27 protein-coding genes and 1 tRNA gene are annotated in these 26,484 nt (G+C 70.5%); 16 read left to right on the top strand and 12 right to left on the bottom strand.

All coding sequences use genetic code 11. The annotated features are described in order from the left end of the window. Nucleotides 1-169 precede the first annotated feature (169 nt). The gene (locus tag MFF40_RS16720; RefSeq protein ID WP_147897733.1) at nt 170-2,335 is read right to left on the bottom strand and encodes a TonB-dependent siderophore receptor; all 2,166 of its coding nucleotides are present in this window, start codon (nt 2,333-2,335) and stop codon (nt 170-172) included. Nucleotides 2,336-2,926: 591 nt separating this feature from the next. Here MFF40_RS16720 and MFF40_RS16715 point away from each other — a divergent pair. Beyond that, nucleotides 2,927-3,295: a NepR family anti-sigma factor gene (locus MFF40_RS16715; RefSeq protein ID WP_238261427.1), complete on the top strand. Its 369-nt coding sequence runs from the start codon at nt 2,927-2,929 to the stop codon at nt 3,293-3,295. Next, nucleotides 3,292-3,888 (top strand): sigma-70 family RNA polymerase sigma factor, encoded by a 597-nt coding sequence (locus tag MFF40_RS16710; protein WP_147855256.1) that lies wholly within the window; start codon nt 3,292-3,294, stop codon nt 3,886-3,888. The genes MFF40_RS16715 and MFF40_RS16710 overlap by 4 nt, the downstream gene beginning before the upstream one ends. A 6-nt stretch (nt 3,889-3,894) precedes the next feature. Here MFF40_RS16710 and MFF40_RS16705 read toward each other — a convergent pair whose 3' ends face one another. From MFF40_RS16705 to chpT, 8 genes are all read right to left on the bottom strand, one after another. Further along, the gene (locus tag MFF40_RS16705) at nt 3,895-4,425 is read right to left on the bottom strand and encodes an isochorismatase family protein (protein WP_147855257.1); all 531 of its coding nucleotides are present in this window, start codon (nt 4,423-4,425) and stop codon (nt 3,895-3,897) included. A gap of 6 nt (nt 4,426-4,431) precedes the next feature. After that, on the bottom strand, nt 4,432-5,448 hold the full coding sequence (locus MFF40_RS16700; RefSeq protein WP_147897753.1) for an asparaginase: 1,017 nt from the start codon (nt 5,446-5,448) through the stop codon (nt 4,432-4,434). Nucleotides 5,449-5,674: 226 nt separating this feature from the next. Then, entirely contained in the window at nt 5,675-6,541 is an 867-nt protein-coding gene (locus tag MFF40_RS16695) for a CheR family methyltransferase (protein WP_147857677.1), read from the bottom strand. Further along, nucleotides 6,538-7,731 (bottom strand): chemotaxis-specific protein-glutamate methyltransferase CheB, encoded by a 1,194-nt coding sequence (gene cheB / locus MFF40_RS16690; protein ID WP_238261425.1) that lies wholly within the window; start codon nt 7,729-7,731, stop codon nt 6,538-6,540. Before cheB ends, MFF40_RS16695 begins: the two co-directional genes overlap by 4 nt. A 45-nt stretch (nt 7,732-7,776) precedes the next feature. After that, nucleotides 7,777-8,169 carry a response regulator gene (locus MFF40_RS16685; protein WP_147856739.1) on the bottom strand — a complete coding sequence of 131 codons (393 nt, stop codon included), beginning with the start codon at nt 8,167-8,169 and terminating at the stop codon, nt 7,777-7,779. A 10-nt stretch (nt 8,170-8,179) separates the two neighbouring features. Then, on the bottom strand, nt 8,180-8,671 hold the full coding sequence (locus tag MFF40_RS16680; RefSeq protein ID WP_147856738.1) for a chemotaxis protein CheW: 492 nt from the start codon (nt 8,669-8,671) through the stop codon (nt 8,180-8,182). 45 nt (nt 8,672-8,716) lie between these two features. Next, on the bottom strand, nt 8,717-11,452 hold the full coding sequence (locus MFF40_RS16675) for a hybrid sensor histidine kinase/response regulator (RefSeq protein ID WP_147897666.1): 2,736 nt from the start codon (nt 11,450-11,452) through the stop codon (nt 8,717-8,719). 103 nt (nt 11,453-11,555) lie between these two features. Beyond that, complete coding sequence (gene chpT, locus MFF40_RS16670; protein ID WP_147857590.1) at nt 11,556-12,266, bottom strand: histidine phosphotransferase ChpT; 711 nt, start codon at nt 12,264-12,266, stop codon at nt 11,556-11,558. Between the two features lie 476 nt (nt 12,267-12,742). On the opposite strand from chpT, the gene MFF40_RS16665 reads away from it, so the two are divergent. Both MFF40_RS16665 and MFF40_RS16660 read left to right on the top strand, forming a co-directional pair. Further along, nucleotides 12,743-15,679 carry a bifunctional [glutamine synthetase] adenylyltransferase/[glutamine synthetase]-adenylyl-L-tyrosine phosphorylase gene (locus MFF40_RS16665; protein ID WP_147897665.1) on the top strand — a complete coding sequence of 979 codons (2,937 nt, stop codon included), beginning with the start codon at nt 12,743-12,745 and terminating at the stop codon, nt 15,677-15,679. A gap of 126 nt (nt 15,680-15,805) precedes the next feature. Then, nucleotides 15,806-16,687: a 3'(2'),5'-bisphosphate nucleotidase CysQ family protein gene (locus tag MFF40_RS16660; protein ID WP_147897664.1), complete on the top strand. Its 882-nt coding sequence runs from the start codon at nt 15,806-15,808 to the stop codon at nt 16,685-16,687. Here the strand turns inward: MFF40_RS16660 and MFF40_RS16655 are convergent. Beyond that, complete coding sequence (locus MFF40_RS16655) at nt 16,668-17,141, bottom strand: YHS domain-containing (seleno)protein (RefSeq protein ID WP_238261423.1); 474 nt, start codon at nt 17,139-17,141, stop codon at nt 16,668-16,670. The genes MFF40_RS16660 and MFF40_RS16655 overlap by 20 nt on opposite strands. A 347-nt stretch (nt 17,142-17,488) precedes the next feature. On the opposite strand from MFF40_RS16655, the gene MFF40_RS16650 reads away from it, so the two are divergent. From MFF40_RS16650 to MFF40_RS16610, 9 genes are all read left to right on the top strand, one after another. After that, on the top strand, nt 17,489-18,109 hold the full coding sequence (locus MFF40_RS16650; RefSeq protein WP_147857583.1) for a DUF1134 domain-containing protein: 621 nt from the start codon (nt 17,489-17,491) through the stop codon (nt 18,107-18,109). 109 nt (nt 18,110-18,218) lie between these two features. After that, a complete protein-coding gene (locus tag MFF40_RS16645; protein WP_238261477.1) occupies nt 18,219-18,920 on the top strand; it encodes a hypothetical protein in 702 nt (233 codons plus the stop codon). A gap of 127 nt (nt 18,921-19,047) precedes the next feature. After that, nucleotides 19,048-19,350 (top strand): 3',5'-cyclic-nucleotide phosphodiesterase, encoded by a 303-nt coding sequence (locus tag MFF40_RS16640; RefSeq protein WP_147857822.1) that lies wholly within the window; start codon nt 19,048-19,050, stop codon nt 19,348-19,350. A gap of 116 nt (nt 19,351-19,466) precedes the next feature. After that, a complete protein-coding gene (lptM, locus tag MFF40_RS16635; protein WP_147897662.1) occupies nt 19,467-19,814 on the top strand; it encodes an LPS translocon maturation chaperone LptM in 348 nt (115 codons plus the stop codon). A gap of 134 nt (nt 19,815-19,948) precedes the next feature. Beyond that, on the top strand, nt 19,949-21,217 hold the full coding sequence (gene lysA, locus MFF40_RS16630) for a diaminopimelate decarboxylase (protein WP_147854935.1): 1,269 nt from the start codon (nt 19,949-19,951) through the stop codon (nt 21,215-21,217). Further along, a complete protein-coding gene (locus MFF40_RS16625; protein ID WP_238261421.1) occupies nt 21,214-22,059 on the top strand; it encodes a glycosyltransferase family 2 protein in 846 nt (281 codons plus the stop codon). The genes lysA and MFF40_RS16625 overlap by 4 nt, the downstream gene beginning before the upstream one ends. A 12-nt stretch (nt 22,060-22,071) precedes the next feature. Continuing rightward, nucleotides 22,072-22,163 (top strand) — tRNA-Ser (locus MFF40_RS16620). A 718-nt stretch (nt 22,164-22,881) separates the two neighbouring features. Continuing rightward, nucleotides 22,882-23,550, top strand: coding sequence for a sigma-70 family RNA polymerase sigma factor (locus MFF40_RS16615; RefSeq protein ID WP_147854934.1), 669 nt, complete (start codon nt 22,882-22,884; stop codon nt 23,548-23,550). 229 nt (nt 23,551-23,779) lie between these two features. Further along, nucleotides 23,780-24,079, top strand: a complete 300-nt coding sequence (locus MFF40_RS16610) for a GCG_CRPN prefix-to-repeats domain-containing protein (RefSeq protein ID WP_147854933.1) — start codon at nt 23,780-23,782, stop codon at nt 24,077-24,079. Nucleotides 24,080-24,242: 163 nt separating this feature from the next. Here the strand turns inward: MFF40_RS16610 and MFF40_RS16605 are convergent, their stop codons facing one another. Continuing rightward, a complete protein-coding gene (locus MFF40_RS16605) occupies nt 24,243-24,650 on the bottom strand; it encodes a hypothetical protein (protein WP_147854932.1) in 408 nt (135 codons plus the stop codon). A 410-nt stretch (nt 24,651-25,060) separates the two neighbouring features. Between MFF40_RS16605 and MFF40_RS16600 the strand changes: the two genes are divergently transcribed. The 3 genes from MFF40_RS16600 (at nt 25,061) to MFF40_RS16590 (ending at nt 26,171) form a co-directional block, all read left to right on the top strand. Then, nucleotides 25,061-25,378, top strand: coding sequence for a GCG_CRPN prefix-to-repeats domain-containing protein (locus MFF40_RS16600; RefSeq protein ID WP_147854931.1), 318 nt, complete (start codon nt 25,061-25,063; stop codon nt 25,376-25,378). A gap of 75 nt (nt 25,379-25,453) precedes the next feature. After that, nucleotides 25,454-25,645: a DUF3606 domain-containing protein gene (locus MFF40_RS16595; RefSeq protein ID WP_147854930.1), complete on the top strand. Its 192-nt coding sequence runs from the start codon at nt 25,454-25,456 to the stop codon at nt 25,643-25,645. Between the two features lie 202 nt (nt 25,646-25,847). Then, nucleotides 25,848-26,171: a hypothetical protein gene (locus MFF40_RS16590; protein WP_147854929.1), complete on the top strand. Its 324-nt coding sequence runs from the start codon at nt 25,848-25,850 to the stop codon at nt 26,169-26,171. Between the two features lie 50 nt (nt 26,172-26,221). Here the strand turns inward: MFF40_RS16590 and MFF40_RS16585 are convergent, their stop codons facing one another. Further along, a complete protein-coding gene (locus tag MFF40_RS16585; protein WP_147897661.1) occupies nt 26,222-26,470 on the bottom strand; it encodes a hypothetical protein in 249 nt (82 codons plus the stop codon). Nucleotides 26,471-26,484: the final 14 nt, after the last annotated feature.

Raw genomic sequence — 26,484 nt, 5'->3', positions numbered from 1 at the left:
TCTTCAGGTTGTCGCATCCGAGCGCCGATCGCAGGGCATGAGACCGATCTCAGCGTGGTCGAACAATGGATCAGAGCAGAGGTGGAGATTTTGAAGGCCGAAGCGGGATAGCCCGCCTCGAATCTGCCCCTGAGCGAGATCGAAATGGAAGGATTGCACCCCGCTCCGATCACCATCTGTATCGCAGAGAGCCGAGCACAGTCCGGCCCTGGCTCAAGTAGCAGTAGCCGTTGTTGCAGATCGCGGGGCGCTCGTCGGCGAGGTTGACCGCGTTCAGAGCGGCGCTCCAGCCTTTCAGGCTCGCGGTCGTCGCGCCGAAATCGTAGCGCAGAGCGGCGTCGAGGGACGTGTAGGCCCTGTTGACGAGCGTGTTAGCGTTGTCCGCGTAGGTCTGGCCCACGAAACGCACCCCCAGGCCGAAGCCGAGCCCGGCAGCCCGCCCTTGTCTGACGGTGTAGTCGAGCCACGTCGAAGCGGTATGAACCGGCGTGACGAAGGGATGGCGTCCTAGATTGGCGGCGACCGCATCCTTCGTGATCCGCGCATCGTTGTAGTTATAGGCCGCGATCAGATCGAAGCCGGAGATGAGGTTGTTGACCCGTGCTCCGAGTTCGACCCCGAGCACGTCGAGTTCGCCGATGGCGATCGAGCAGAGGCAGCCGATGTCGTACTTGACCGAGTTGGCCTCGACCAAGTGATACGCCGCCAGCGTGAAGAGGCTGTCCGTCTGCGCGGGCTGGTACTTCACGCCCCCCTCGATCTGACGCCCTCTGGTCGGTTCCAGAAGCTGTCCGCTAGCGCCGAGCGACGAGGAGGGCAGGAACGACGTGGCGTAGTTGACGTAGGGCGACACGCTGTCCTCGAAGGCATAGAGCAGCCCCAGATTGTAGGTCAGGGCCTCGTCGTCGCGCTGCGCGTTGAGGCGCCCCGTCGTACCGTTCTCGGTCCGGCGGCTCGCCCAGTCCTGACGTAAGCCGAGGGCCAGGTTCCAGGCGCCAAGCGCAATCTGGTCCTGACCGTAGAGGCCGATCTGCTCCAGATTGAGGTTCGTGCGCGTGGTGATCGGCGGCGTCACCCCATAGCGCCCGTAGGCCGGCGCATAGAGCGGCAGGTCATAGGCCCGGTTCACGCCGAGGGAGCCGGTGCCGTAGTGCGAACCGAAGGTCTGGTAATCCGGCCCGAGGATCAGGGTGTGCGCGAGGGGCCCCGTGTCGAACCGGCCGACGAGCCGGGTATCGACCTGCGCCTCCGCGACGGTCTCCTGAATGGCGAAACTGCCCCGCCGGTAGACGTCGCCCAAGAAACCGCCGCCCGCGACGCCGCCGGTGAGATAGCGGGCGTTCCCGTCGATGTATCCGTAGCGGAAGCTCTGGCGCAACGTCCAAACGTCGCTGAGGGCGTGCTCGAACTGATATCCGATCTGATATTGCTCTTGCCTGAGGTGGTCATAACCCGGGTCGCTGGCGCGAATGTCGTAGACGTGGCGCGCACCACCGACGACACGGTTGAGGGCGGCGACGTTGCTGTCGGTCTCGTCCTTCTGGGCGAGGCCGAGGATAGTCAGGCGCGTGTCGATGTCGGGCCGCCACGTTAAGCTCGGAGCGAGCATCAGGCGGTCGTCCGCAATGTGGAAGCTGTTGTCGCCGACGCTGCCCAGCGCCTGCAGCCGGTAGGACAGGACCCCGTCGTCGGTGAGCGGCGCACCCACATCGAATCCCTGCCGGAACCAGCCGGTACTGCGAAGCTGCGTCAGGGACTCGAACACCGCTCCACCCGTCGGCAGCTTGGAGATGCGGTCGATCAGGCCGCCGGGGCTCGTCTGCCCGTACAGGACCGAGATCGGCCCCTTGACGATGTCGATGCGCTGCAGCCCGAAGGGCTCGGTGCGGAAGGTGAAGAACTGGCCGGGTGTCTGGCGCAGGCCATCCCGGTAGTCGCCGGCGCCGTTGACGGCGAAGCCGCGAATGAAGATCTGGTCGAAGCGGGGGTCGAAGCCAAAGGCGTTGGTCGTCACGCCCGGCGAATAGCGCACGGCCTCAGGAAGGCTCGTGACGGCGCGATCCTCGATCTCCCTGGGGCCGATCACCTCGATGGACCGGGCGGTCTTCAGGATCGGGGTGTCGGTCTTGGTGCCGGCCGCGCTGCGGGTCGGCACGTAGCCGTTCACAGGGCCGTACGCGGTCTCGGTACGCTCCCCCGAGACGCTGAGTTCCGAGAGTTGCACCTCGGTTGCGGTGGAAGATGCAGTCTGCGACGGCCGGACAACAGGTGCATGGCTGGCAGCATCGTCTTTCGCAAAGGTCGTCGCCGAGCCAGCGATGACCCCTGCCAGCATCGTGACAGCACAAAGACAACCCCGTTGCCGAGGCCCGGAAGAGACAGTCGACGGCACCATACGAAGCTCTCCGGTGACGCGTCGAATCAACCGAGTCGACGCCGGACGATCTTCGGAATATTTTTCGCTCCACCGCAGGAAAATCAACCCGCGATCCCTCCCGCAACGTCTTTTTGCGGTCCGGCAACTACCATACGGCAGATTATAATAACTTTAATTCATCAGCAATCCAGCTCTGAATCTTTGCGGAACAGCGAGGCATTCTTGGATGCTCGGTTTCGCAACCGATTCGGCTCAGCATCGTCCAACGGCTGGTTTCTGCTGTCGGTCGTTCGCGAAATCCTGGTGCGGCCAAGCGCGCAAGGTCGTCGAGCGAACGTTCGCCCTCCGATGCCGCACACGCTCAGCCGCCGGTCATCCGTGCTGCGCGCCTTGGTTTACGGCCAAGCTTGAGCCAGTATTTCTGGATTGTAACTGGAATATTTGTCAATCAATCGCTGTCTAGCTCACAAATCCAGACATTAAGATTTGATGAATACGAAGTTCAGAACCGATTAAATCCGTCGCGCCTACCAGCGTCGTCGGAAGGCGATGGAGCGCGTCTTCGCCGAATCCGGTCGACAGACGGGGGGCGGCGGATCGCCGGTCCCGTTGGGCCGCATCGCCGAGGATCGGGGCGTGATCATGATCCAGGGCAAGGACGAGCGGGTGGTGACGCGCCTCGCCGGGGCGGCGGAGGGCGTCGGGCTGACGCCTGCGAACGATGCCGCGCCCCTGCCCGACGGCGCGGCTGCACGCCCCACGCCCGGACGCCGGCCGATAAGCGAGGCGGATCGCGACCGGATCGGACGCGGCCTGCGCCTGCACTACGCCGATGTCCTGGCCCTGCCGATCCCGGAGCGGCTCCGGACGCTGATCGACGACCTCGCCGCATGCTCCGACACGGAGGCCCTGCAATGATGATGATGACCCAAGCCGCTCCCGCCGGCAGCGATTCCGGGCCGCCATCCCAGGGGGTCGATGCCGAGATGCGCGGCCTCCTGCTCGGGGCGATCCCGGCCCTGCGGGCCTTCGCGTTCTCGCTGACCTACGACCTCGACCGCTCCGACGACCTCGTGCAGGACACGCTGGTGCGCGCCTGGGTCAATGCCGGCAGCTTCCGCCGCGGGACCAACCTCACGGCCTGGCTGTTCACGATCCTGCGCAACCTGTTCTACTCGGAGCAGCGCAAGCGCAAGCGCGAGGTCGAGGATGCCGACGGCGTTCTGGCGGGGAAGCTGACCTCCCTGCCCGAGCAGGAGATCCGGATCGAGATGGCGCAGTTCCAGAGCGCCCTGAACCGGCTGCCCCATGCCCAGCGCGAGGCCCTGGTTCTCGTGGGCGCCCAGAGCTTCACCTACGAGGAGGCGGCCGCGATCTGCGGCGTCGCCGTCGGGACGATCAAGAGCCGGGTCAGCCGCGCCCGGATGCGGCTGATCGAGGTCCTGGGCCTCGAGGGCCCGGACGACATCGGCACCGACGCCCGCACCCGGGCGGCTCTCGACGGCGGCTGAGCCCGCTCACTTGATCAGCTTGACGGCCTCGCGGAAGCGCGGGTGCCGGGCGGTGCCGAGCCATTCGAACACCACCATCTCGGTGGTGACGATCTCGGCCCCGTGGGCCGCCATCCGGGCGAGGCCGGCCACACGGTTCTCGCTCCGGCGCGAGCCGACCGCGTCGGCGACCACGCAGACGCGGCGCCCAGCCTCCAGGAGGCCGAGGGCCGTCTGCAGCACGCAGATATGCGCCTCGCAGCCGGTCACGACGAGGTCGCGGTCCCCGATCCGGTCGAGGAAGCCCGGCGCCTGCGCGGCGCCGAAGCTCATCTTGGCGAAGGCCGCCCCGGGCTCCGGGGCGAGATCCGGCACGGTCGGACCCAGGCCGCCGGCATTCTGCTCGGTGAACAGGGACGGCACGTCGAGCAGCTTGGCCGCCGCCAGGAGGCGGCCCGTGTTGGCGATCACCCCGGCGCCGTCCGCGATGGCCGGCATCAGCCGGACCTGGATGTCGACGACCAGGAGGAGCGTCCGGACGGGATCGATCAGGGGCATCGGTTCTCAGTAGGTCGCGAAGAGGCGCGCGACCGCTTCGGGCTCGGATGTCACGGTCAGCGCCAGGGCGAGCAGGATCCGGGCCTTCTGCGGCGTCAGGTTGTCGGCGCTGAGGATGCCGCGGGTGCGCAGCCGCGTGGTCAGGGGCACCACCCCGCTGCCGGCCCGGGTCGACATCACCACCGGGATGCCCGCCGCGGCGGCCTCCTCCAGGGCGTCGGCCTCGGCCGGCGGCATCATCCCCGGGGCGAGCCCGGCCGCGACCAGGCCGCGGGCCCCCGCCTGCCGGAACGCTCGCACCGCGGTGCCGTCGGCATCGGCGTAGCCGTAGCACACGTCGACCCGCGGCAGCGCGGCCAGCGCCCGGATGTCGAAGGGCGTGCCCGGCGCGTGCGCCCGCTCGGAGCGGCGGTAGTAGCGGACATGATCGCCGTCGACCTGGCCGAGCACGCCGAAATCCGGGGTGCGGAAGGTCTGCAGCCGGGCCACCGAGGTCTTGGTGACCTCGCGGGCCGCCTGGATCTCGTCGTTGAGCACCACCAGCACGCCGCGCCCCCGGGACGCGGGGCTGGCGGCGGTGCGGATCGCCGCCACGAGGTTGAGCTTGGCGTCGGTGGACAGCGCACTCATGGGCCGCTGCGAGCCGACCAGCACCACCGGCAGGTCGATCGTGAGCGTGAGGCTGAGCGCGTAGGCGGTCTCCTCCAGGGTGGCGGTGCCGTGCCCGATCACGATGCCAGCGAGGTCCGGATGCTCCCTGGCGGTCCGCTCGCACAGCAGGACGAGGTCGCGCCACGCGGCGAACCCGATGGCCGGGCTCGGAACCGCCTGGAACGGCACCGGGATTACGGTGGCGACCGCGGCCAGTTCCGGGACCGCGTCCAGGATCGCGCCGGCTTCCAGGCGCCGGTCGGTGGCGGTGTAATCGAGGATGTCGAGGGCGTCGCGTCCCAGCGACGAGATCGTCCCGCCCGTGCCGATGAACGCGACCTTGGGCAATCCCGCCCCGTGTTCTGCCGCCATTCCTGCCGCCATGCCGTGTCTCCTGGCCGCCGGGCCGTCCGCCGGTCCCGGGCTGCTGCGCAGGCCCTTGATGCCGTCTCGCTACGCCGGGGTCGACCCCGTTCGGGCGCAGGCGGGCGATGCGCCCGGCGGTGGGGCGCCCGTCGGGACGGCGGAACCGGGAATGGCGCCGAGGCCGGCCGCGACGATCCCGAAGCGAACGGGGCCCGGACCGGCCGCCGGGCCGTCAGACGCCGGCGGCCACGCGCAGGGGCGGTGCCATCTCGGAGGTGCGGCCCACCGGTTCGGAGTGGCCGTAGAGGCCGCGCTGCTTCGGGTTCGGGCTGAGCCGGTCGGTCAGGCCGATCACGGTCTCGGCCGCCCCGAGCAGCAGGGCGCCCCCCGGTGCGAGTTGGGCCGCGAGCCGGGCCAGCACGTCCGACTTGGTCGGCGCGTCGAAGTAGATCAGCACGTTGCGGCAGTAGATCACGTCGAACTGGCCGAGCGACGCGAAGCTGTGCAGCAGGTTGAGCTGGCGGTAATCCACCATGGAGCGCAGGCTCTGGGCGATCTGCCACTGCTCGCCGATCTGGGTGAAGTACTTGATCAGCCACTGCACCGGCAGGCCGCGCTGGACCTCGAAGTGGCTGTAGAGGCCGAGCTTGGCCTTCTCGATCACTTCGGTGGACAGGTCGGTGGCGACGATCTCCACCTGCCATCCGGCGAGCCGGGGCGCCGCCTCCTGCAGCAGCATGGCCAGGGAATAGGGCTCCTGGCCGGTCGAGGCCGCGGCGCACCAGATCCGAAGCCGGCGCCGGCTGGCGTTGCGCGCCAGGGCCTCGGGCAGGATCGTATCGCGGAATAGGTCGAACGGGATGCGGTCGCGGAAGAAGAAGGTCTCGTTCGTGGTCATCGCCTCGACCACGGCGCGCTCGATAGCCCCGTCCTGGCCGAGCTTCAGCGTGCCGATGAGGTCGCCGAGGGTCGCAAGCCCGAAGCGCCGGCAGACCGGGGTCAGGCGGCTCTCGACCAGGTAGCGCTTCTCCGCGGTCAGCGCGAGGCCGGAGCGCTGCTTGAGGAAGCTGCGCAGGTATTCGAACTCGAGTTCGGTCATGACGGCTGCCCCGTGATCAGGGCGCGCAGCGCCGTCGCGAGTTCGGGGAGCGGCAACACGGCCTCGGCGAGGCCGGCCCGGGCGACGCTGCCGGGCATGCCCCAGACGGTGCTGGTCGCCTCGTCCTGCGCCAGGACCGGGCCGCCCGCATCGGTGAGCGCACGCGCGCCATTGGTGCCGTCCGAGCCCATCCCGGTGAGGATCACCGTCGCGGTGGCGGCGCCGAACACCACGGCCGCGTCCTTGAACAGCACGTCCACCGCCGGGCGGCAGAAGTTCACCGGCGGCCCGTCGGTGAGCCGGATCGTGGGACCGCCGGGTCCCGCCACGAGCCCCATGTGGCGCCCGCCCGGCGCCACGTAGATCCGGCCCGCTTCCAGGCGCTCGTCGGCCTTGCCCTCGGCCGCGCGCAGTCCCGTGCGGGTGGAGAGGTGCTCGGCGAAGACGGCCGTGAAGATCGGCGGCATGTGCTGGACGATCAGCACCGGCACCCGCCGCAGGGCGGCGGCGCCGATCCCCTCCAGCATCTCGCCCACCGCCCGCGGCCCCCCGGTGGAGGAGCCGATCAGCAGGGCGCGGGGCTGGGTGCGGTTGCGGACCTTCGGCCGGAGGGTGAACGGCGTGGGTGGCCGCGGCGCCGGAGCGGCGGGCGCCAGCGCGGGCGCGGCCTGGGCGGGGGCCGGCGCGGCGCCCGGGGCGCCCATGGGACGCCGGGCCCGGGCCCGGGCGGCGCCGAACACCCGCACGCGCTCGATCAGCTCGACTCGGAACGTCTCCGAGGTGGTGACGCCGCGGTTGCTCTCGGGCTTGGCGATGTAGTCGACGGCGCCGAGGGCGAGGCATTTCAGCGAGATGTCGGCGTTGCGCGTGGTCAGCGTCGACATCATCACGACTTGGAGATTCGGGCTCATCGCCAGCATGCGCGGCAGCGCCGTCTTGCCGTCGAGTTCCGGCATCTCGATGTCGAGCAGCACGACGTCCGGGTCGTGCTTGGCCATCATCTCCAGGGCGATGCGGCCGTTCGAGGCGGTCCCGGCGAGTTCGAACCCGGCCTCGGCGATCCAACGAGCGACGAGCCCGCGCACGACGGCCGAATCGTCGGCGATCAGCACCCGGATCGGAGCCGCCGTGGATGTCGTGGATTGCGCAGGCGGACTGCGAAGCGGGACGACCGCGGGGCTCAGGGCCATGATGTTTGCCTCGGGTACTGGGTCGCGGTTGGGGTCGGCGCCGATTCAGGCCGCGTCTGCGACGAGACCGACCTGTTCGAGCTTGGCCGCCAGGATGTCGCGGTCGAAGGGCTTCATGATGTACTCGTCCGCCCCCGCTCGGAGCGCCCGGGCGATCGCCCCGACATCGTTCTCGGTGGTGCAGAACAGGACCTTCGGGACGGTCCCCCCCTCGCTCTGGCGCAGGGCCTGGAGGAACGTGTAGCCGTCCATGTTCGGCATGTTCCAATCGAGCAGGATCGCGTCCGGCATGCCGGCCGCGCAGACTTCGAGCGCGGCGCTGCCGTCCTCGGCCTCGCTCACATTGATGCCGAGGGCCTCGATGATCCGCCGCGCGACCTTCCGGATCACCGCGGAATCGTCGACCACCAGGCAGGTCGTCTCGTGTGGCGCTTTCATACCCCCTCCTTCACGCGGCCTTCGCGCCGGCAGCGCTGAAGCCGAGGAGCGCGTCCACGTCGAGGATCACCAGGAGGCGGCCGTCGAGGCGGTGGACGCAGGTGGCGAGGTTGCGCCAGCGCGGATCCAGGTTGATCGGCACCGCCTCGCGGCTGTCGGTGCCGAGCTTCAGCACCTCGCCGACGCCGTCGACCACGAGCGCGAAGGTCTCGCCGCCCTGCTCCAGGCCGATCGCCATCTTGGGATTGGCCTTCTCGTCCTGCACCACGGCATCGGGCAGGCCCAGGCGCCGACGCAGGCACACCGCCGTGACCACGCGGCCGCGCAGGTTCAGCAGGCCGACGATCTCGGATGGCGCCAGCGGCACCGGCGTCACGCCGGAGGGGACGAACACGTCGTGGACGCGCTCGATCGCCAGGCCGAACAGGGTGTCGCCCACGAACACGGTGACATAGTCGTCGGTGGGGCCGGTCTCGGCGCCGTTGGCATTGGCAGCCTGCATCAGAACTCTCCGGGTTCGATCGTCGTAGGGCGGGCGGTGCCGGGATCAGGCGGCTTGAGAGACATCCGTGGCGCTGATCTCGGCCAGGGCCGCGATCAGTCCGCTGCGGTCGAACTTGGCCACGAGGTCGCTGATCGCCAGCGCCCGGGCCCGCTCCACCGCCTCGGCCCCGACCGACCCGGTCAGGCCGATCACCGGGAGGCCGGCGAGGCGCGGCTCGGAAGCCCGCATGGCGGCGACGAGGTCGAAGCCGCTGCGGCCGGGCATCTCGAGGTCGGTGACCACGATCTCGATCCGGGTCTCCGACTGGAGGAGTGCCAACGCGGCATCGGCGCTCGCCGCGGTGATGACCTGATAGCCCGCGGCCTTCAGCACCGGGCTCAGCATGTCGCGGAAGAAGGCCGAGTCGTCGACCAGAAGGAGCGTCGAGACCTGCTCCGACTTCTTCGGGCCGCGCGCCCAGTCGTCGTAGGCGAGCGGCAGGAAGTGGGCGATGTTGATGATGTCGGTGGCGCGGCCACGCAGCACCGCCGAGCCGATCAGGTCCGAGCGGTCGGCTGCGATCTCGATGTCGAGGCGCTCCTCGACGATGTCGACGATCTCATCGACCACCAGGCCCATGGCGCGCTCGCCGTCGGAGAACACCACCAGCGCCTGGGTGCCTTCGGAGCGGATCGTGATCGCCGAGTCGGCCGGGACCAGCGGCATCAGCCGGCCGCGGTACTGGATCAGCGGACGGCCGCCCAGCCACTCGACCTTGTCGCACTCGATCTCTTCGAGGCGGGTCACCAGGGAGAGCGGCACCGCCTTGAAGCTGCCCTGGCCGCCCTTGAACACCAGGAGCGTGGTCTTGGAGTCGATGCCGTCGGACATCTCCGCCTCGGCGTCGGGATCGGCATGGCTGTTGCTGCCCTGGACGCCCTGGGCGACCTGCCGGGCCACGCCGTTGGGATCGACGATCAGCACCACGGCGCCGTCGCCGAGGATCGTGTTGCCGGCAAACATCGGAATGTGCCGCAGCTTGGCCGACATCGGCTTCACGACGATTTCCTCCGTGTGGAAGACCTCGTCGACCAGAATGCCGAAGCGCTCGCGCCCGACCTGGGCCACCACCACGAAGCCCGCCTGCGTCGCCTCCTCGCCCGAGTCGGCCGATTGCCCGAGCAGACCGGTGAGCGACACGATCGGCAGCAGCCGCTCGCGCAGGCGCAGCACCGGCGAACCGTTGATGCGCTCGACCCGCTGCGCCCCGGCATCGACCCGCACCAGTTCGAGCACGGCCACCTGCGGCAGCGCGAAGCGATGCTCGCCGGCGCGCACGATCAGGGCGGCCACGATGGCCAGGGTCAGCGGGATCTTGATGGTGAAGGTGGTGCCGCGGCCCGCCGTGGTGGCGATGTCGATGATGCCGCCGATGGTCTCGATGTTGGTCTTGACCACGTCCATGCCGACGCCGCGGCCCGACACCGAGGTGACCGCCGCCGCGGTCGAGAACCCGGCGTCGAAGATGAACTTGGCGACCTGCGCGTCGGTCATCCGCTCGACATCGGCCTGGGCCGCCAGCCCGCGCTCTACCGCCTTCTTGCGGATCGCCGCGAGGTCGAGGCCCTTGCCGTCGTCGGCGATCTCGATCGTGATCGTGCCGCCCTCGTGGTAGGCGGCGAGGCGGATCGTGCCGCGGGCCGGCTTGCCCGCCGCGATGCGCCCGGCGGTGGACTCGAGGCCGTGATCGGCCGAGTTGCGGACCATGTGGGTCAGCGGGTCCTTGATGACCTCGAGGACCTGCCGGTCCAGCTCGGTCTCCGCGCCGACCATCACGAGGTCGATCTGCTTTCCGAGTTCGGCCGAGAGGTCGCGCACGACGCGCGGCAGCTTCTGCCAGGCGCTGCCGATCGGCTGCATGCGCGTCTTCATGACACCTTCCTGCAGCTCGGCGGTGACGTGGGACAGGCGCTGGAGCGGAACCTTGTAGCTCGAATCCTCGTGCCGGCGGGCGATCTCGAGGAGCTGGTTGCGGGTCAGCACAAGCTCCGAGACCATGGTCATCAGGTGCTCGAGCGTATCCACGTTCACGCGGATCGTCTGGATCTTTCCGGCCGCCGTGGTCTCGGTGGCCACCACGGCCTCGGTGTCACCCGCCGGCTCGGCCCTGCCCGAATCGGCCTCGGCCGGCTCGGCCTTGAGCACGACGGGGGCGGCGGGTTTGGCAGCGGCGGGCTTGGGTGCCTCGACCTTCGGCGCCTCGACGGGGGCCGGCGCGGCGAAGTCGGCCTCGCTCGGGCCCGGGGCTGCCAGGAAGGCCGCCTCCAGCTCGTCCAGGGTCACCTCACCCGGCTTCGGCTCGCGGGAGACCGGATCCGGCAGCACTGGCTCGGGCGCGGGGGCCGGTGCCGCCTGTGCCTCCGGCTCGTCCGAGGCCATGCGCTCCAGCTCGGAGATCAGGTCGTCGTCGGAGCCCGCCGGCTCGGTGCCGGTGGCTTCCAGGTCGGCCAGGATCGCCTTCAGCCGGTCCAGGGTCGAGAGAATCACCGTGACCGATTCGGAGGTGGCGGGCAGGCCGTCCCGGAAACGGCCCATCAAGGTCTCGGCGGCGTGCGCCAAGGCCTCGAGGCGCGGAAGGCCGAGAAACCCGCAGGTTCCTTTGATCGTGTGGACGAGTCGAAAGATATTCCGCAGTATCGTCTGATTATTCGGATCCTGCTCGAACCGAACCAATTCAGCATCGACCGTGTCGAGGTGCTCCCCGCTCTCGGTCAGGAACTCACGAAGCAGGTCGTCCATCGGCGATACTCGTTACACGAAGAGGCTCTCGCGTAACGTACTTACTCGCGCGGGGTTAGGGAAGCGTTTCAATCCCCTCCCCACCCCGTGGTTTTCCAGTTTTTTAGGCGAGCGCCGTGCCGGAATCTTCCTCACCGGCCTCCGCGGGTGTTGCGATCACTGTCGGCGAGGCCGTGATCGTCACTTCATCACCTTCGATGGCGAATCGCACATCCATGGCGGCGGCCTGCGCCACGAGGCCGGCATAGAACGGCAGGATGGCGTGGGCGTCGACGGTGCCGCTCTCCGGGCTGCCGGCCATCAGCTCCTCGACATGGGGCGGGATGCGGGCATGCGAGCCCTTGGCGGTGAGCACGAGGGTCGGCGCCTCGCCGTCGCCGGAGACGGTGACGTCGATCAGGCCGCCCCGCGGGATCGCCGAGGTGGCGATCATCACGAGGTTCAGGAGCAGCTTGACCTTGTTCTTGGGGAACAGGGCCTGCGGCGCGCTCCAGGCCAGCTTGGTCTTCTCGTCGCTGAACATGCCCTTGGCCACGTTCTCGGCGTCGGCGAGGTCGATCGAGGCGCCGGCGGAGCCGGCCGCCCCGAAGGCGATCCGGGCGAATTTCAACCGGGCCGAGGCCTGCCGGGCGCTCTTGCCGATCAGTTCGAGGGCGAAGACCCGCATCGATTCGTCATCGTCGTCCTCCAGCACCTCCAGCCCGTTCACGATCGCGCCGACGGGGCTGATCACGTCGTGGCAGACGCGGGAGCAGAGCAGGGCGGCGAGGTCGAGGCCGTCGAGAGTCAGGCGGGGTGCGTTCGGGGAGGACATGCTGCGCTCCGGGCGGGCGGATCTGGGGGGCGAATAATCTGCGGGCCGGCCCGTCGCGTCGGAACCGCCGATCCTTGGCCGCCCGGTTGGCGGTCGAGTCCCCGCGAAACTCGCCGCGCGGCCCGGCGGCCGGGCCGGGGGCGATGGACCGGTCCGCACGGATAAACGCCACGGTCGCCTTTGAAAAGCGTTACCGGGCGGTTCGGCGGGCAACGCGGCGGGTCGCCCGGAAAGCCCCGGTGCCGGCCGCGCCCGGATCGGTTAGGATGCCGGCCATCGTGCCGAGGGCGACGCGGATCGTGCGTCGTCCCGGAAGCCCGGCGCGATCGGGGGCGGCGCGCGACAGGGAGGATCGGCGTGAGACGCGAGACCACCGGTCGAAGCGGACGCTCCATCGCCGGGGCACGCCCCGGCACGCCCCGGGGCCGGATCCGGGCGGCCGTGCCCGGCCGGCCGCGCTGACGATGGGCCGTCCGATGCTGCCCGAACCGACCCTGCGCGACAGCCTGCGCCCCAGCCTTCGGCCCGCCGATCCCGAGGCGGCCCGCGCGCGGCTCGCCGAGATCGAGCCGGCCCTCCCCGAAGGCTTCCTCACCCCCGCCTGTCGTGCCCTGCTGCTCGGTCTCGCCGACCATTCGCCGTTCCTCTGGCAGGCCGTCACCCGCGCCCCGGAGCGGCTCGTCGCCCTGATGGGGCAGCCGCCGGGCGCCGCCAGCCGGGCGATCATCGAGCGGCAGCGCGCGGTCGGGGGCGCCTGCGGGGCCAACCCCGACCTCGCGGAGGTGGGCCGCCAGCTCCGCAGGAACCGCGAGGCGCACGCCCTCCTGGTGGCGCTGGCCGATCTCGGGGGCTGCTGGGACCTCGACACGGTCGTCCGGGCCCTGTCCGACTTCGCCGACGCGTCGGTGAGCGCGGCAACCGACGCCCTGCTCCGGCAGGGCATGGCGGCCGGCCGGTTCCGGCCGCAGGACCCGGAGGCGCCGCAGGTCGGCTCCGGGCTGGTGATCCTGGCGCTCGGCAAGCATGGCGGGGCCGAGCTGAACTATTCCAGCGACATCGACCTCGTCGTCTTCTACGAGGCCGAGCCCGCCGCGGCCGCCACCGGCGGCGACCCCAAGGCGTTCTTCGTCAAGCTGGCGCAGGGCCTGGTGAAGCTCCTCTCGGAGCGCACCGCCGATGGCTACGTCCACCGGATCGACTACCGGCTGCGGCCGGACCCGGGCTCGACGGCGGTGGCGCTCTCAACCGGCTTCGCCTTCGACTACTACCAGACGCTGGGCCAGAACTGGGAGCGCGCCGCCTTCATCAAGGCCCGGCCGATCGCCGGCGACATCCCGGCCGGCGCGGCGTTCCTGGCCGATCTCGCGCCGTTCATCTGGCGCCGGCACTTCGACTTCGCGGCCATCGCCGAGATCCACGCGATGAAGCGGCAGATCCACCTGGTCCGCGGGCACGACACGATCACGGTGGCGGGCCACGACATCAAGATCGGCCGCGGCGGAATCCGGGAGATCGAGTTCTTCGTCCAGACCCAGCAGCTCGTGTTCGGCGGCCGCAAGCCCGCCCTGCGGGGGCGCCGGACCGTCGAGATGCTGTCCCGCCTCGTCGCGGAGGGCTGGATCGACGGACAAGCCCGGGACGAGCTCACGGAGGCCTACGGGTTCCTGCGCACCCTCGAGCACCGGATCCAGATGATCCGCGACGAGCAGACCCAGCGCCTGCCAACCGGGGATGCGGCGCTCGACGCGCTGGCCCTGTTCGCGGGCTTCCCCACGCGGGCGGCGTTCGAGGCGGCGCTGCTGCACCAGGCCGGCCGCGTCCAGGCCCATTACGCCCTGCTGTTCGAGGCGGCGCCCGGGGACGGAGCGCCGGAGGACGCCCTGGTGTTCGGCGAGAGCGAGGCCGACCCCGGCACCCTGGAGGCCCTGGCGGCGTTCGGGTTCCGCGATCCGCGGACAGCCTGGGAGACCGTGCAGGGCTGGCATGTCGGCCGCCGTCCGGCGCTCCAGGCCGGCCGCGCCCGGGAGATCCTGACCGAGCTGCTGCCGAGCCTGCTGCGGGCGCTCGGCGGCACGAACGATCCGGACGCGGCCCTGCTCACCCTCGACCGGGCCTTCGCCCGGATGCCGGCGGTGGCGGAGCTGCTCGCCATCCTGCGCTCGCACGCGCGCCTGCGCCTGCTGTTCGCCGACATCCTGGGGACCTCGCCCCACCTCGCCGACACGGTCAGCCTCAGCCCCCACGTCCTCGACACCGTGCTTGATCCCGACTTCGTGGCGCCGGTGCCGGATCCTGAGCAGGTCCGCGACCAGTACCGGGCGCTGGTCGGGCAGCCGCCGAGCCACGAGGAGCTTCTGGACCGGTGCCGGGACGCCACCCGGCAGATGGCCTTCGTCACGGGGGCGCGGCTCCTGTCCGGCCTGATCACGCCGCGCCAAGCCGGGGAGGCCTATTCGGCCATCGCGGAGGCGACGGTCGCGCTGAACCTGGAGGCGGAGGAGCGCCGGTTCGCGCAGGACCACGGCGCCGTTCCGAAGGGCCGGTGCTGCGTGCTGGCGCTCGGCCGGCTCGGATCCCGGCAGCTCAGCGCGGTCTCCGACCTCGACCTCGTGTTCCTGTACGATTTCGATCCGGAGAACCGGATGAGCGACGGCCCGCGCCCGCTCGACGCGGTCGTGGCCTATAACCGGTTGGCGCAGCGGCTCTACGCGGCGCTGACCACCGCCACACGCCGCGGCCGGCTCTACGCGGTCGACCTGCGCCTGCGGCCCTACGGCAGCCACAGCCCGCCCGCCGTGCAGCTGAACGGCTTCGTGACCTATCAGCGCGAGGCCGCCGAACCCTGGGAGCACATGGCCCTGACCCGGGCCCGGGTGGTGGCGGGCGATCCCGAACTCGGCGCGGCCGTCATGGCGGCCATCGCCGAGACGGTCGGGCAGCCGCGCGATCCCGCCCAGGTCTGCGCCGCGGCCGGGGAGATGCGCCGGCTCGTCGCCGCGGAGCGCGGCCATGCCGGGCCGTACGACCTCAAGCTCGCCCCCGGCGGGCTGTTCGACCTCGATTTCCTGGCCCAGTCCATCGTGCTGAGCCACCCGCAGGTCCAGGCCGACGGCATCGGCCTCTCGGGGGAGGCTGTGCTCCGGAAGGCCGGCGCGCGCGGGATCCTGCCCACCGCCATGACCGAGCCCCTGTCCGAGACCTACGGCTTCCTCGACGCGGTCTACCAATGGCAGCGGCTGGTGATGGCCGATCCCGGCGCCGTCCCCTCCGACGGCGCCGCCCGGCAGATCGCCAAGGCCGTGGGCTTGCCGGATGCCCGCAGCCTCGCGGCGGAGCTGCATCGCCACCGGCGCCGGACCTGTGCGCTGCTCGCCCGGATCAAGCGGACGGTGATCGGGGTCCAGTCCCCATAGAGGTATCAGCCCCCTATCCGTTCAGCCGCCACTCCCCGATCAACACCACGCAACGGAACCGTTTCCCGGCCCGAACCGTCGACAATCTCAACCCGCTCGGGCATGCAAGCGGGTGCGGGAGGCGACATGACGGGCGCGGCGATGTTTTCGGGGCCTGAGCGCGAGCGGATCGCCGCGGCGCTCGCCGAGATCGCCTGCGCCGCCGGTGAGGTGCTGCGGCGCTATCATCGCGGCCCCTGCCCCCACGCCCTCAAGCCGGACGGATCGCCGTCGAGCGCCGCCGACATCGAGGCCGAGGCCTTGATCGTCGCGGCGCTGGCCGCACGCTTCCCCGGAATGGCCGTCGTCGCCGAGGAGAGCACCCCGGCGGACGAACTCGCGGTGCGGCCGGCCCAAAATTTCTTCCTGGTCGATCCGCTGGACGGCACCCGCGACTTCCTGGCCGGGACGCCGGATTACTCCGTCAACATCGCCCTGATCGCGGGCGAGCGCCCGGTGGCGGCCGCCCTCGTGGCCCCCGGCCTCGGGCGGGCCTGGTGGGCCGGCGCGACCACCGTCGAGGCCCCCGTGATCGACGGGCACCCGGGCGCCGGCAGGCCGGTGCGGGCCCGTCCGGCGCCGCGCGGCGGCCTCGTCGCCCTGGGGAGCCGACGGCACGGCGACCCGGAGACCGCGACGTGCCTCGCCGCCCTGCCCGTTTCGGAGACTCGCCAGACCGGATCCGCCCTCAAGTTTGGGCTGATCGCGGCCGGCGAGGCGGACGTCTACGTCCGCTGCGGGCCGACCATGGAATGGGACACGGCCGCCGGCGACCACATCCTGGCGGCGGCCGGCGGCTGCGTGGTGGTCCCCGGCGGCGGCCCGATCCGGTACGGGCGCTACCGCGCCGGCTACCGCAACGGGCCGTTCGCGGCCCTGGGCGACCCTGATCTCGCCGCCGGCCTCGCCCTGCCGGCATCCGGGCCCGCCCGGCCGGTGCGGACGCGCCTCACCGCGGCGCATTCTTGATCGGCGCATCCCGAGGCGGCATGTCCAACTGGTCCTGCAGGCCGGGCCAGGCCGCCTCCGCCTGACGGACCAGTTCGGGCGCGGCCAGGAACCGGTCGCGCCGGGCCGCATCCCGGAACAGGTAGAGGCGCTCGCCGATCACGGCGAAGACCAGGGGGTCGGCATCGACCAGGCGCCCGTCCAGGATGCCGGCGGCGTCGAAGCCGCCGAGCCGCGGGGCGTAGACCTCCGGGTTGTCCCGGAAAGCCGTCCTGTCGGCGCTGCTGGCGAAGCGCCAGACCTGGCCGCCCCACGAGATCTCGAACCGTGGGGCGCCGGCCCGCGGCCCGTCCTTGAGGAAATAGCTGACCGGGTCGAACCCCTGGAGCGCCAGAAGCTCGATCGCCGCCGTGTCTCCCGGCTCGGCCGCCGCAGGCGCGCCGGCCATCAGGGCGGCGAACGCCAGAATGGGCATCAGGCCGGTTCGGCCAGCCCGTATGCGCCAGTACCCGGGACACCGCGCGCGGAGCGAGGCCGGGGCCGGAGCGGCGTCAGGGCGCGTTAACCACATCTTGCGGTTTTCCTCAGAAGCTGGTCCCACGGTTCGGTCCGCGCCGTCCCGGATCGCGGGCCCGTCCTCGTGCGGATCCCGGTCGCGGATGCGGCCGCGACCGGCTCGTGCCCGCGGCGGCCTGGATCCGCCGCGGAACCGTTAAAGCATCGCGCGGAAGATGGTCACCGGCTTTCGGACGATGCGAGTCTCAAGACCGGCAACATCGGCCTGGATCCGATGCTGCCGTTGAACCGGGCGAGGAGGCAACGATGACGGTACGAGACGAGCGCGGCACCCACCGCCGCCACCTGCTCCGCGCGGGCCTCGGCCTGGCGCTGGGCGCGCCCCTGGCGGGCGTTTCCGGAATCGGCGCGGCGCTGGCGCGCGGAGGCGAACTGGACACGCCCGAGACGTTCCGCCCCGGCGAGATCGTGGAATCGGGCCATCGCTTCTTCGGGTCGGTGTCCCGCGGCCTCGCACTCACCGTCGAGGAGGCGGGACGGCGCTGGGGCGAGCCGAACGGCTACATCCTCGGACAGGAGGGCGGGGGCGCGGTGGTCGCCGGCGTCCGCTATGGCGAGGGCACGCTCTACACCCGCAACGCCGGGCAGAAGCACGTCTACTGGCAGGGTCCCTCCGTGGGCTTCGACGTCGGCGGCGACGGCGCCCGCACCATGATGCTGGTCTACAACCTGCCGAACGTGCGCGAGCTGTTCCGGCGCTTCGGCGGCGTCGACGGCTCGGCCTACCTGGTGGGCGGCTTCGGCATGACGGCGGTCGTGAGCGACCGTATCATCGTGGTGCCGATCCGCAGCGGCGTCGGCGCCCGGCTGGGGATCAATGTCGGCTATCTGAAGTTCACCCGGGAGGCGACCTGGAACCCGTTCTGATTGATGGGTGGAGCTTGATTTCGCCCCGGCGGCCGACCTGGGTTAGACTGATCCTGGGCCGGGTCTTCCGGCCGTCTGCGCGGGCCGTCCCCTCGTGATCGAAACCGTGATGATCTTCGCGCTGGGTTTCCTGGCGGCGAGCCTGTGCGGCCTCCTGCTGCTCCCGGCCCTCAACGCGCGCGCCGCGCGCCTGGCCCGACGGCGGGCGGAGGCGCGGCTGCCGCTGTCGCCGGCCGAGATCGCCGCGGAGCGGGATTTCCTGCGCGCGCAGTTCGCCGTGCAGCAGCGGCGCCTGGAGCGCAGGGTCGAGACCGTGCAGGCCAAGCGCCATGCCGACCTCGCGGCGATCGGTGCCGGCGCCATGCGGGCGGCAGCCCTCGCCCGGGACGTGGCGGCCCGCGACGCCGAGATCGCCCAGGCGCAGGCCAAGACCCGGGAACTCGAGACCGAACTCGCCAGCGCCCGCGAGGACGGGACCGCGAGCGCCGCCACGCTCCGCGTCCTCGAGGAGGCGCACGCGGACCTGCTCGACAGCCTCCTGGCGGTCCGGCAGGGCCGGCGCGCCGAGCAGACGCCGGCCGGCAATGCCGACGCGAATCCCGTCGCCCAGGCGGCGGAGCGCGACGACTTGCGCGCCAGCCTGAAGGCCGCCGAGGAAGCTCTCGCCCATACGCTGGCGGATCGTCAGGGCGGCGTCGAGCGAGAGAACGCCGACCTGCGCAGGCGGATCTCGGAGGTCGCCGACGCCCTCACCGGCCAGGACCGGATGCCCAGGGCGACCTTTCCGGCCCCGCAGCCCGAGCGCGTCTGATCGGAGCGCAAAGCCCGATCGCCGCTGAGAAACGTTCGCTGATTGCCTTGTTTCGACCATGCAAAGGCATCATCGCAACCGGGACTTTTCCCGACATTCCTGCCTCCGAGAGATGGTACGTATCCCCATGCGCCTGAAGCCAATCCTTCTCGCCGTCGCGGCGGCTACCGCCCTGACGCTGCCGGCCGCGGCGCAGCAGTCGAAGCGCGGCAACGAGACCCTGAAGAAATACTGCACCGGCGATTATCTGACCTATTGCGGCAACCTGGCCCCCGACGATCCGGCCACCGACGCCTGCTTCCAGAAGAACTGGAAGAAGCTCAGCGAGAATTGCCGCCGGGCGATCGACGCCTACGAGGCCCAGCAGCAGCAGGACGCCCCGGCCAAGGGCAAGCAGGGCGCACGCGGGACCAAGGATCAGCGCGGCTGAGGCCAAGCCCGGCTTGCTGTGGCGGGTCGGCGCTCGCGCCGGCGCCCGCCAACCGCTAAGGTGAGGCTCCCGCCGGCCCTCGAGCGCCGGCGCCGAGCCCGCCGGATCCTCGCGCGATGTTGTCGTCTCCCGCCCTGAAGCTCCTCGCCGCTTCCGGCCTCGTCGCCCTGGCGCTCGCCGCCTGCGGCCGACGCGGCTCCCTGGAGCCACCGCAGACCGCGGCCCCGTCCCCGGCCGCGCAGGCGGGCTCCGACGCGGTCGCCGGCCGCCGGACCCTGCCGGTCTCGGTCGGCCTCGGCGGCGGCGCGGAAGAGCCGACGGCGGCTGCCGTGCGGGCCGGGGACGAGCTGTCCATCGCGGCGGTTCCGCCGGGCGGCACCGGGGCACCGATCGAGACCGGCCGCGGCGCGAAGCGCGGCTACCGGATCCCCAAGGAGCCTTTCATTCTCGATCCGCTGCTGTAGACGGCTTCTGCCGGAGGCCGCCTCCGCGCCTGCGCCGTGTCGCGCCCTCGTCGATGGGCGCCCCGCCGGCAGGCGGCCGGGATGTTTCACGGGAAACACCCCGCGCTCCGGCACGCAGGAGAGACACGGCCGAGATGCACCATTTCCACTATCGCGACGGTCGCCTGCAGGCCGAGGACGTCGATCTGACGGATCTCGCAGCGGAAGTCGGCACGCCCTTCTACTGCTACAGCAGCGCCACCCTGGAGCGGCACTACCGGGTCTTCGCGGAGGCCTTCGCGGGCGACGACGCGCTGGTCTGCTTCGCCATGAAGTCGAATTCGAATCAGGCCGTGCTGCGGACCCTCGCCGCCCAGGGCGCGGGCATGGATATCGTCTCGGGCGGCGAGCTGCATCGGGCGCTCGCGGCCGGGGTCGATCCGGCCAAGATCGTGTTTTCCGGCGTCGGCAAGACCCGGGACGAGATGGTGGCGGCGCTCCAGGCCGGAATCTTCTGCTTCAACGTCGAGAGCGAGCCCGAACTCGCCCAGCTGTCCGAGACGGCAACCGGCCTCGGTCTGACGGCCCCCGTCTCGGTGCGGGTCAACCCGGACGTGGATGCCGGCACCCACGCCAAGATCTCCACCGGCAAGTACGAGAACAAGTTCGGTATCCCGATCACCCGGGCCCCGGAGGTCTATGCCGCGGCCGCCGCCCTGCCGGGGATCGCGATCCACGGCGTCGACATGCATATCGGCAGCCAGATCACCGACTTGGCCCCGTTCGCCAGCGCGGCACGGCTGCTCGCCGACCTCGCCCGGCAGTTGCTGGCGGCCGGCCATCCCCTGCGCCACATCGATTTCGGCGGGGGTCTCGGCATCCCGTACCGGGACGACAACGCCCCGCCGCCCGACCCCGCCGCCCTGGCCGAGACCCTGCGTCCGCATTTCACGCCGCTCGGCCTGCGCCCGGTCTTCGAGATCGGCCGGATGATTTCCGGCAATGCCGGGATCCTGGTGACCCGGGTGCTGTACGTGAAGCAGTCCGAGGGGCGCACCTTCGTGATCATCGACGCGGCGATGAACGACCTGATCCGCCCCACCCTGTACGAGGCGTATCACGGCCTGCGCCCCGTCGCCGAGCCGGGGCCGGACACGCCCCGCATCGTCGCCGACGTGGTCGGCCCGGTCTGCGAGACCGGCGACTATCTCGCCCTCAACCGCGAGATGCCCGCGGTGCAGGCGGGCGACCTGATCGCCGTGATGAGCGCGGGCGCCTACGGGGCGGTCCAGGCCGGCACCTACAACACCCGCGCCCTCGTGCCGGAGGTGCTGGTGCGCGGCGACCGGGCGGCCGTGGTGCGCCCGCGCATGAGCGTGGAGGATCTCGTCGCCCTCGATCGAGTGCCGGACTGGCTGGCGTGACCGGCGCGCCGGTGGGCTTGCGAGAAGCCGGCGCGGGACCGCTGCCCCTGTCGATCTTCATCATCGCGCGGAACGAGGCGGACCGGATCGGCGCCACCATCCGGGCGGTGCGCGACCTGACCGACGACCTCGTGGTCGTCGATTCGGGTTCCACGGACGGCACCCAGGCCCTGGCGACCGCGCTGGGCGCCCGGGTGATCCACAAGCCCTGGCCCGGCTACGGTCCGCAGAAGCGCTTCGCCGAGGAGCAGTGCCGGCACGTCTGGCTGCTGAACCTCGACGCCGACGAGGTCGTCCCCGCCGAGCTGGCGGCCGAGATCCGCACCCTGTTCGCCTCCGGCGAGCCCAGCCGGCCGGCCTGGCGGATCGGCATCGCGGAGGTCTTTCCGGGCGAGGGCCGGCCCCACCCGTGGGCCTACCGGCTGACTCCGGTTCGCCTCTATCGCAAGGACCGGGGGCGCTACGCGGCCTCCCCGGTCCACGACCGCGTCGCCCTGGAGCCCGGGGTGAAACCCGGCCGCCTGCGCGGGGTGATCCACCATTTCTCGGTGCGCTCGCTCGGCGATCAGCTGGACAAGCTCAACCGCTACTCCGACCAGCAGGCGGACGACCTCGAGGCCCGGGGCGTGGTGATTCCCACCTGGCGCGTGTTCGTCGAGCTGCCGGGCAACTTCCTCAAGGCCTATCTCGGCCGACGCCACGTCGTGCGCGGCACCTACGGCTTCCTGACGGCCATGAACTACGCGATCTCGCGGCATCTGCGCATCGCCAAACACTACGAACGCCGCCGCCGCACCGCCACCGGTCCGGATCGGGTTGACCCGCCCGATCCGACCTTCTAGAGCCAGAGCGCCGGAGACGTGGCCGAGCGGCTGAAGGCACTCGTTTGCTAAATGAGCATGCCCCGAAAGGGGTATCGAGGGTTCGAATCCCTCCGTCTCCGCCACTCACGTGGCTCAAGCGCCTGCCCCAATTCACATTCTCCAAGCGGCCGACATGCCGCTCGACTGTCGAACAGCGGGCGACTTCGGTTCGTCCGTATGTCCAGCGCTGATGGACGGTCGCCCGGCCAAGGTCTGCTGGTTTCGCGCGAGCGGCATGCGGGACGTGTTGGCTGAGGCGTTGGGTGCAGATCCGCCTGGGCGGTGGCTGCGACCCAAGCGATGCACCCGGATGCGCCCCGTCGCGCTCCGATCCCGCCGCGGCGGATCCGTCTGAGTTTACGTCGAACACCCGCGTCGCGGATCGGCCGCGACGCGGGTAAGCGGCCCGGGGCCGCGGTGGGACGGGTAAGGTCGGCGCTTCGGACGTGTCCTCCGTCAAGTCAGCGACGTGACGGCCGTCCGGCGACGAGGAGTTCCAGATCGACAGCGTGCCGCCCTCCGGCCGCCATGAGGAATGGCCCGGAGCTTCCACCGCCGCCGAAAGCGCGAATGAACCGATCTTGCAGCCCGAATCCGAACCGATGACGGTCGCGCTTCACCCTACGCCGGGTCGCGGCGCGAAATCGGACCGACCGTTACCGGTTGCGTGAACGTCCGGGCCTGGACTGGTATACTCGGATCATTGACGTGAGCAGGATCAACCAGCCAGAACGCGTGATCTGAACAGCGTCGTACAGGGGCCGATGGGCGCTCCCGTACGGAAGAAGGACGGTCCTTCCCATGCTCTCGCGTGAAGCACCTGACGGACCTTCGACGACCGAGGGGTTGCCGCGGCATGTCCAGGACCTGATCGGCCGCCGGTTGAACGAGATCCTGCCCTCCATGGAGGAGGTCGATCCCGGAACGCGACTCGGGCAGGTCCTGCTGCGGCTCCGGGCCGCCCTGCGCGATGCTCAGGTGGAGCGGCAGGTCTCGCAGGCGTTCAGCGACGGCCTTATCGCGGCGGTGCCACGCCTGCGCCGGTTCGCGATGGTCCGCGCCGGCAGCGCGGCCGAGGCGGACGACATGGTGCAGGGGACCTTGCTGAAGGCGTGGGAGCATCGCGCCCGCTTCCAGCCCGGCACGAACCTGATCGCTTGGCTGTTCACGATCCTGCGCAACGCGCACATCAACCAGGGGCTGCGGTCTCGGCGCGAGGTCGAGGACGTCGACGGGACCCATGCGTCCCGCCTGAGCCTGCCGCCCGAGCAGGAGCATCGCATCGGCCTCGCCGAGTTGCAGGCGGCCCTGAACGATCTCCCGACCGAGCAGCGGGAAACCCTCCTGCTCGTGGTGCTGGAGGGTCTCGTCTACGAGGAGGCGGCCACGATCCTCGGGTGCCAGCCCGGTACGGTGAAGAGCCGGGTCAGCCGGGCCCGCGAGCGCCTCTCCCTCGCCCTGGGCGTGTGACGTCTCCGCCGCGGTCAGGCAGGTGGTGACAGCCAGCCGTCGCCGGACCTCGGATATCCGCCGATCGGGTTCGTGACGGCCTCAGGATCGGGCGCCGGCACCGCCGCGCAGGTAACGATAAGGTGAGTCCCCTCAGCCAGATACAATTGGCAACGTATTCGATCGTAGAAACCTGCAACCCTCCCGCGGGGATCGATTTTTTCAGGCCATCGCAGCAGAGGAGGTGCAGATGCGACTCAAGCTTGTTGGCGCGGCAGCCCTGGCACTGGGAACGATTGCAGCGACGGCCGGTACCGCGCAGGCTCGCGATGGATGCGGGTTCGGCGGCCACCGCGGCTATGACGGGTACTGCCGACCGAACGTCATCTACCGTCCCGTCGTGGTCCGGCCGGTCTTCTACGGCTACCGCAGGGTCGGCTGGTACGGCCCCCGCTGGCATCGCTGGGGCGGCTATCGCCCCGTCGGGTTCCACCGGCCCTGGGGCTGGCACGGCGGCTACCGGCACGGTGGCTGGCACCACCGCTGGTGATCCGACCTTGACCTGAACGAAGCCGCCCGGAGCGACGCCGGGCGGCTTCTCACGGACCGCAGCAGCCTCGAGCCATCAGATGCCGAGTACGTCGCACATGAAAAGGGGCACCCGGATCGAATCCGAGTGCCCCGACAGGTGATGGCGTCAGGCGGTCAGAGGCTCAGTAGCCGTAACCGTAAGCCGGATAACCGTAGCCGCCGCCGTAGCCGTAAGCCGGCGCATAGCCGTAGGCCGGCGCGTAACCGTAGCCGCCGCCGTAGTAACCGACCGGGCGTCCGTAGCCGTAGCCACCACCGTAGCCGCCGTAGCTGTTGGCCACGATGGCGCCTGCCGCGAGGCCGGCGATGCCGAGGCCGATGGCCGCGCCCGGACCGATGCCGCGACGGTAACCATAGCCGCGTCCGTAGCCACGATATCCGCCGTAGCCGCCGCGGAACCCGACGCCCCGGTATCCGTAGCCGCCATGACCGTAGCCGCCGCCGTAACCCCAGCCGCGAGCCTCGGCGGGTGCCGACGCCAGCAGGCCTAGTCCGAGCAGTGCCGTGGAAGCGAGTGCAAGCTTGCGCATCCGGGTTGTCCTGTTGTGGTGAATATGGCGTCTCAACAATTTCGCCGCCGGCCCGTTCCAAATTGAAGGTGGTTCAGCCTGTCACGGTACAGAAGGATGGGCATACCGGTGAGAGCGTCGAAAGCGGCGGACAGGGCCTTGGCGGCGCACCGCCTGCCGGATCCGGCGTTCACACGGCTACGCCTGCCGGCACTCTGGCACCGTGCGCGCCCGCACAGGTCTTCGCAGCGTGCGAGATCGGCGAAGACGCCATCCTGATGCGTCATCCAGGAAGGCCGCCGTGGGATCGATCAATCCAGTCTCCCGTCGGATTGATGAACGATCCGACCAGAACTGGTTCAGGGCGCCGGCCACATCCTCTGGGCATCCGGTCCGGCAGGTGCGGGCCGACGGGTTCAGGAGATCGGGTCATGGTGCGTTCCAGGATGCTCGGTATCGCCGCGGTCGTCGCGGCAGGACTTGCCACCGGCACGGCGGCGAAGGCGGCCCCGTTCGGTTACGCGCCGCCGGACAGCACCGTTCTGATCGAGCGCGTGGCCGGCGGCTGCGGTCCGGGCTTTCATCCGAACCCATGGGGCCATTGCCGTCCCAACGATCGCGGATGGGGCTATGGCGGCCCCCGCGGCCCCTATGGTGGCCGCCCGGGATACGGGTACGGCCACGGGGGCGGGTATGAGCGCGGCCCCGGCGGCTACGACGGCCCGCGCCGGTTCTACGGCGGCTGGTAGTTCGTACGCTCCCCGGCGCGGACCCGGCGTCTGAACCGTCCGGGTTCCCGGGCGGTTCTCCCGGCGGAGGTTGCCATGTCCGATGTGTCCCAAGAGCCGAAGCGTGTGAACGTCGAAGACCCGAGTTCGGCCGCCTATTGGGCGCGCCGCCTTCAGGTGCCGGTCGAGAATGTGACGGAAGCCGTGCAGGCGGTCGGCGATGATCCGGCCGCCGTCGCGGCCCATCTCGGCCGACCGTGGCCGTACGACGGCAGCGGTATCGTGTAGGATGAAGGCCCGCTGTCAGCTGGGGTACGGACCGATGCGGCCCCACGGTCAATTACAACCACAGAGTGCAATTATCTGAGATCGTCGACCCAAAAGTAGTATTCGACGCCTTATGGTCAAGCTGATACGCAGTCTTTGCAGCTGTGTGCGTCGCAATAACTGAGACATGCTCTGGCATGGTTTCCGTGCAGAGCATGACTTTATGATCGATGAATTCTCGGACGACCAAGCCGGCAGCCCGGAGCCGGGCTCCGAGATGGCGCAGGAAGCCAACGGAGTCGCGTTTCTACTCGCCAGCGCGGCCTACCTGGCCCTGGCGGATGCCTACATGCGCCGGGAGGGCCCACAGGCCCTGACGGTGATGGAAGAGATCGAGGACCGGATCGAGGAGGCGCTCCAGAGCTTCGTCACGGAAACGTCCTACGACGAGGCGCGCCCCGACATCCTCGCCCACGCCACCGCGAAGATCCGCGCGCTGCTCGAGGCCGGGCGCTCGATGTCGCCGGGACCGGGCTCGCTCCAGTAAGGCGCGGACCCAGGGCCCCTCCGGCATCGTGGAGCGAGGGAGGCCGCCCCCTACGGACGGGCCGCGGGCGCCTGCGTGTTCGGAGTCTGCGGGCTCGGAGTCTGCGGGCCGGGAGTCTGAGGCGCCGGTTGGGTCTGCTGCTGCGGAGCCGGCGCGGTCTGGTCGGTCTGCAGCGCCTCGTTGGCCTTGGTCTGGATCTGGTCGGCGGTCTGCTGGCTGATCACCCCGTAGGACACAGCCGCCGCGAGCGCGACGGCGACCACGGCCCCGATGATCGTCTTCATGAGCTTGGGCGGCATGCGGACCTCCTCGT

The organism is Methylobacterium mesophilicum, assembly GCF_022179445.1.
GTDB lineage: Bacteria > Pseudomonadota > Alphaproteobacteria > Rhizobiales > Beijerinckiaceae > Methylobacterium > Methylobacterium mesophilicum.
This window is presented reverse-complemented; position numbering and strand designations above follow the sequence as displayed.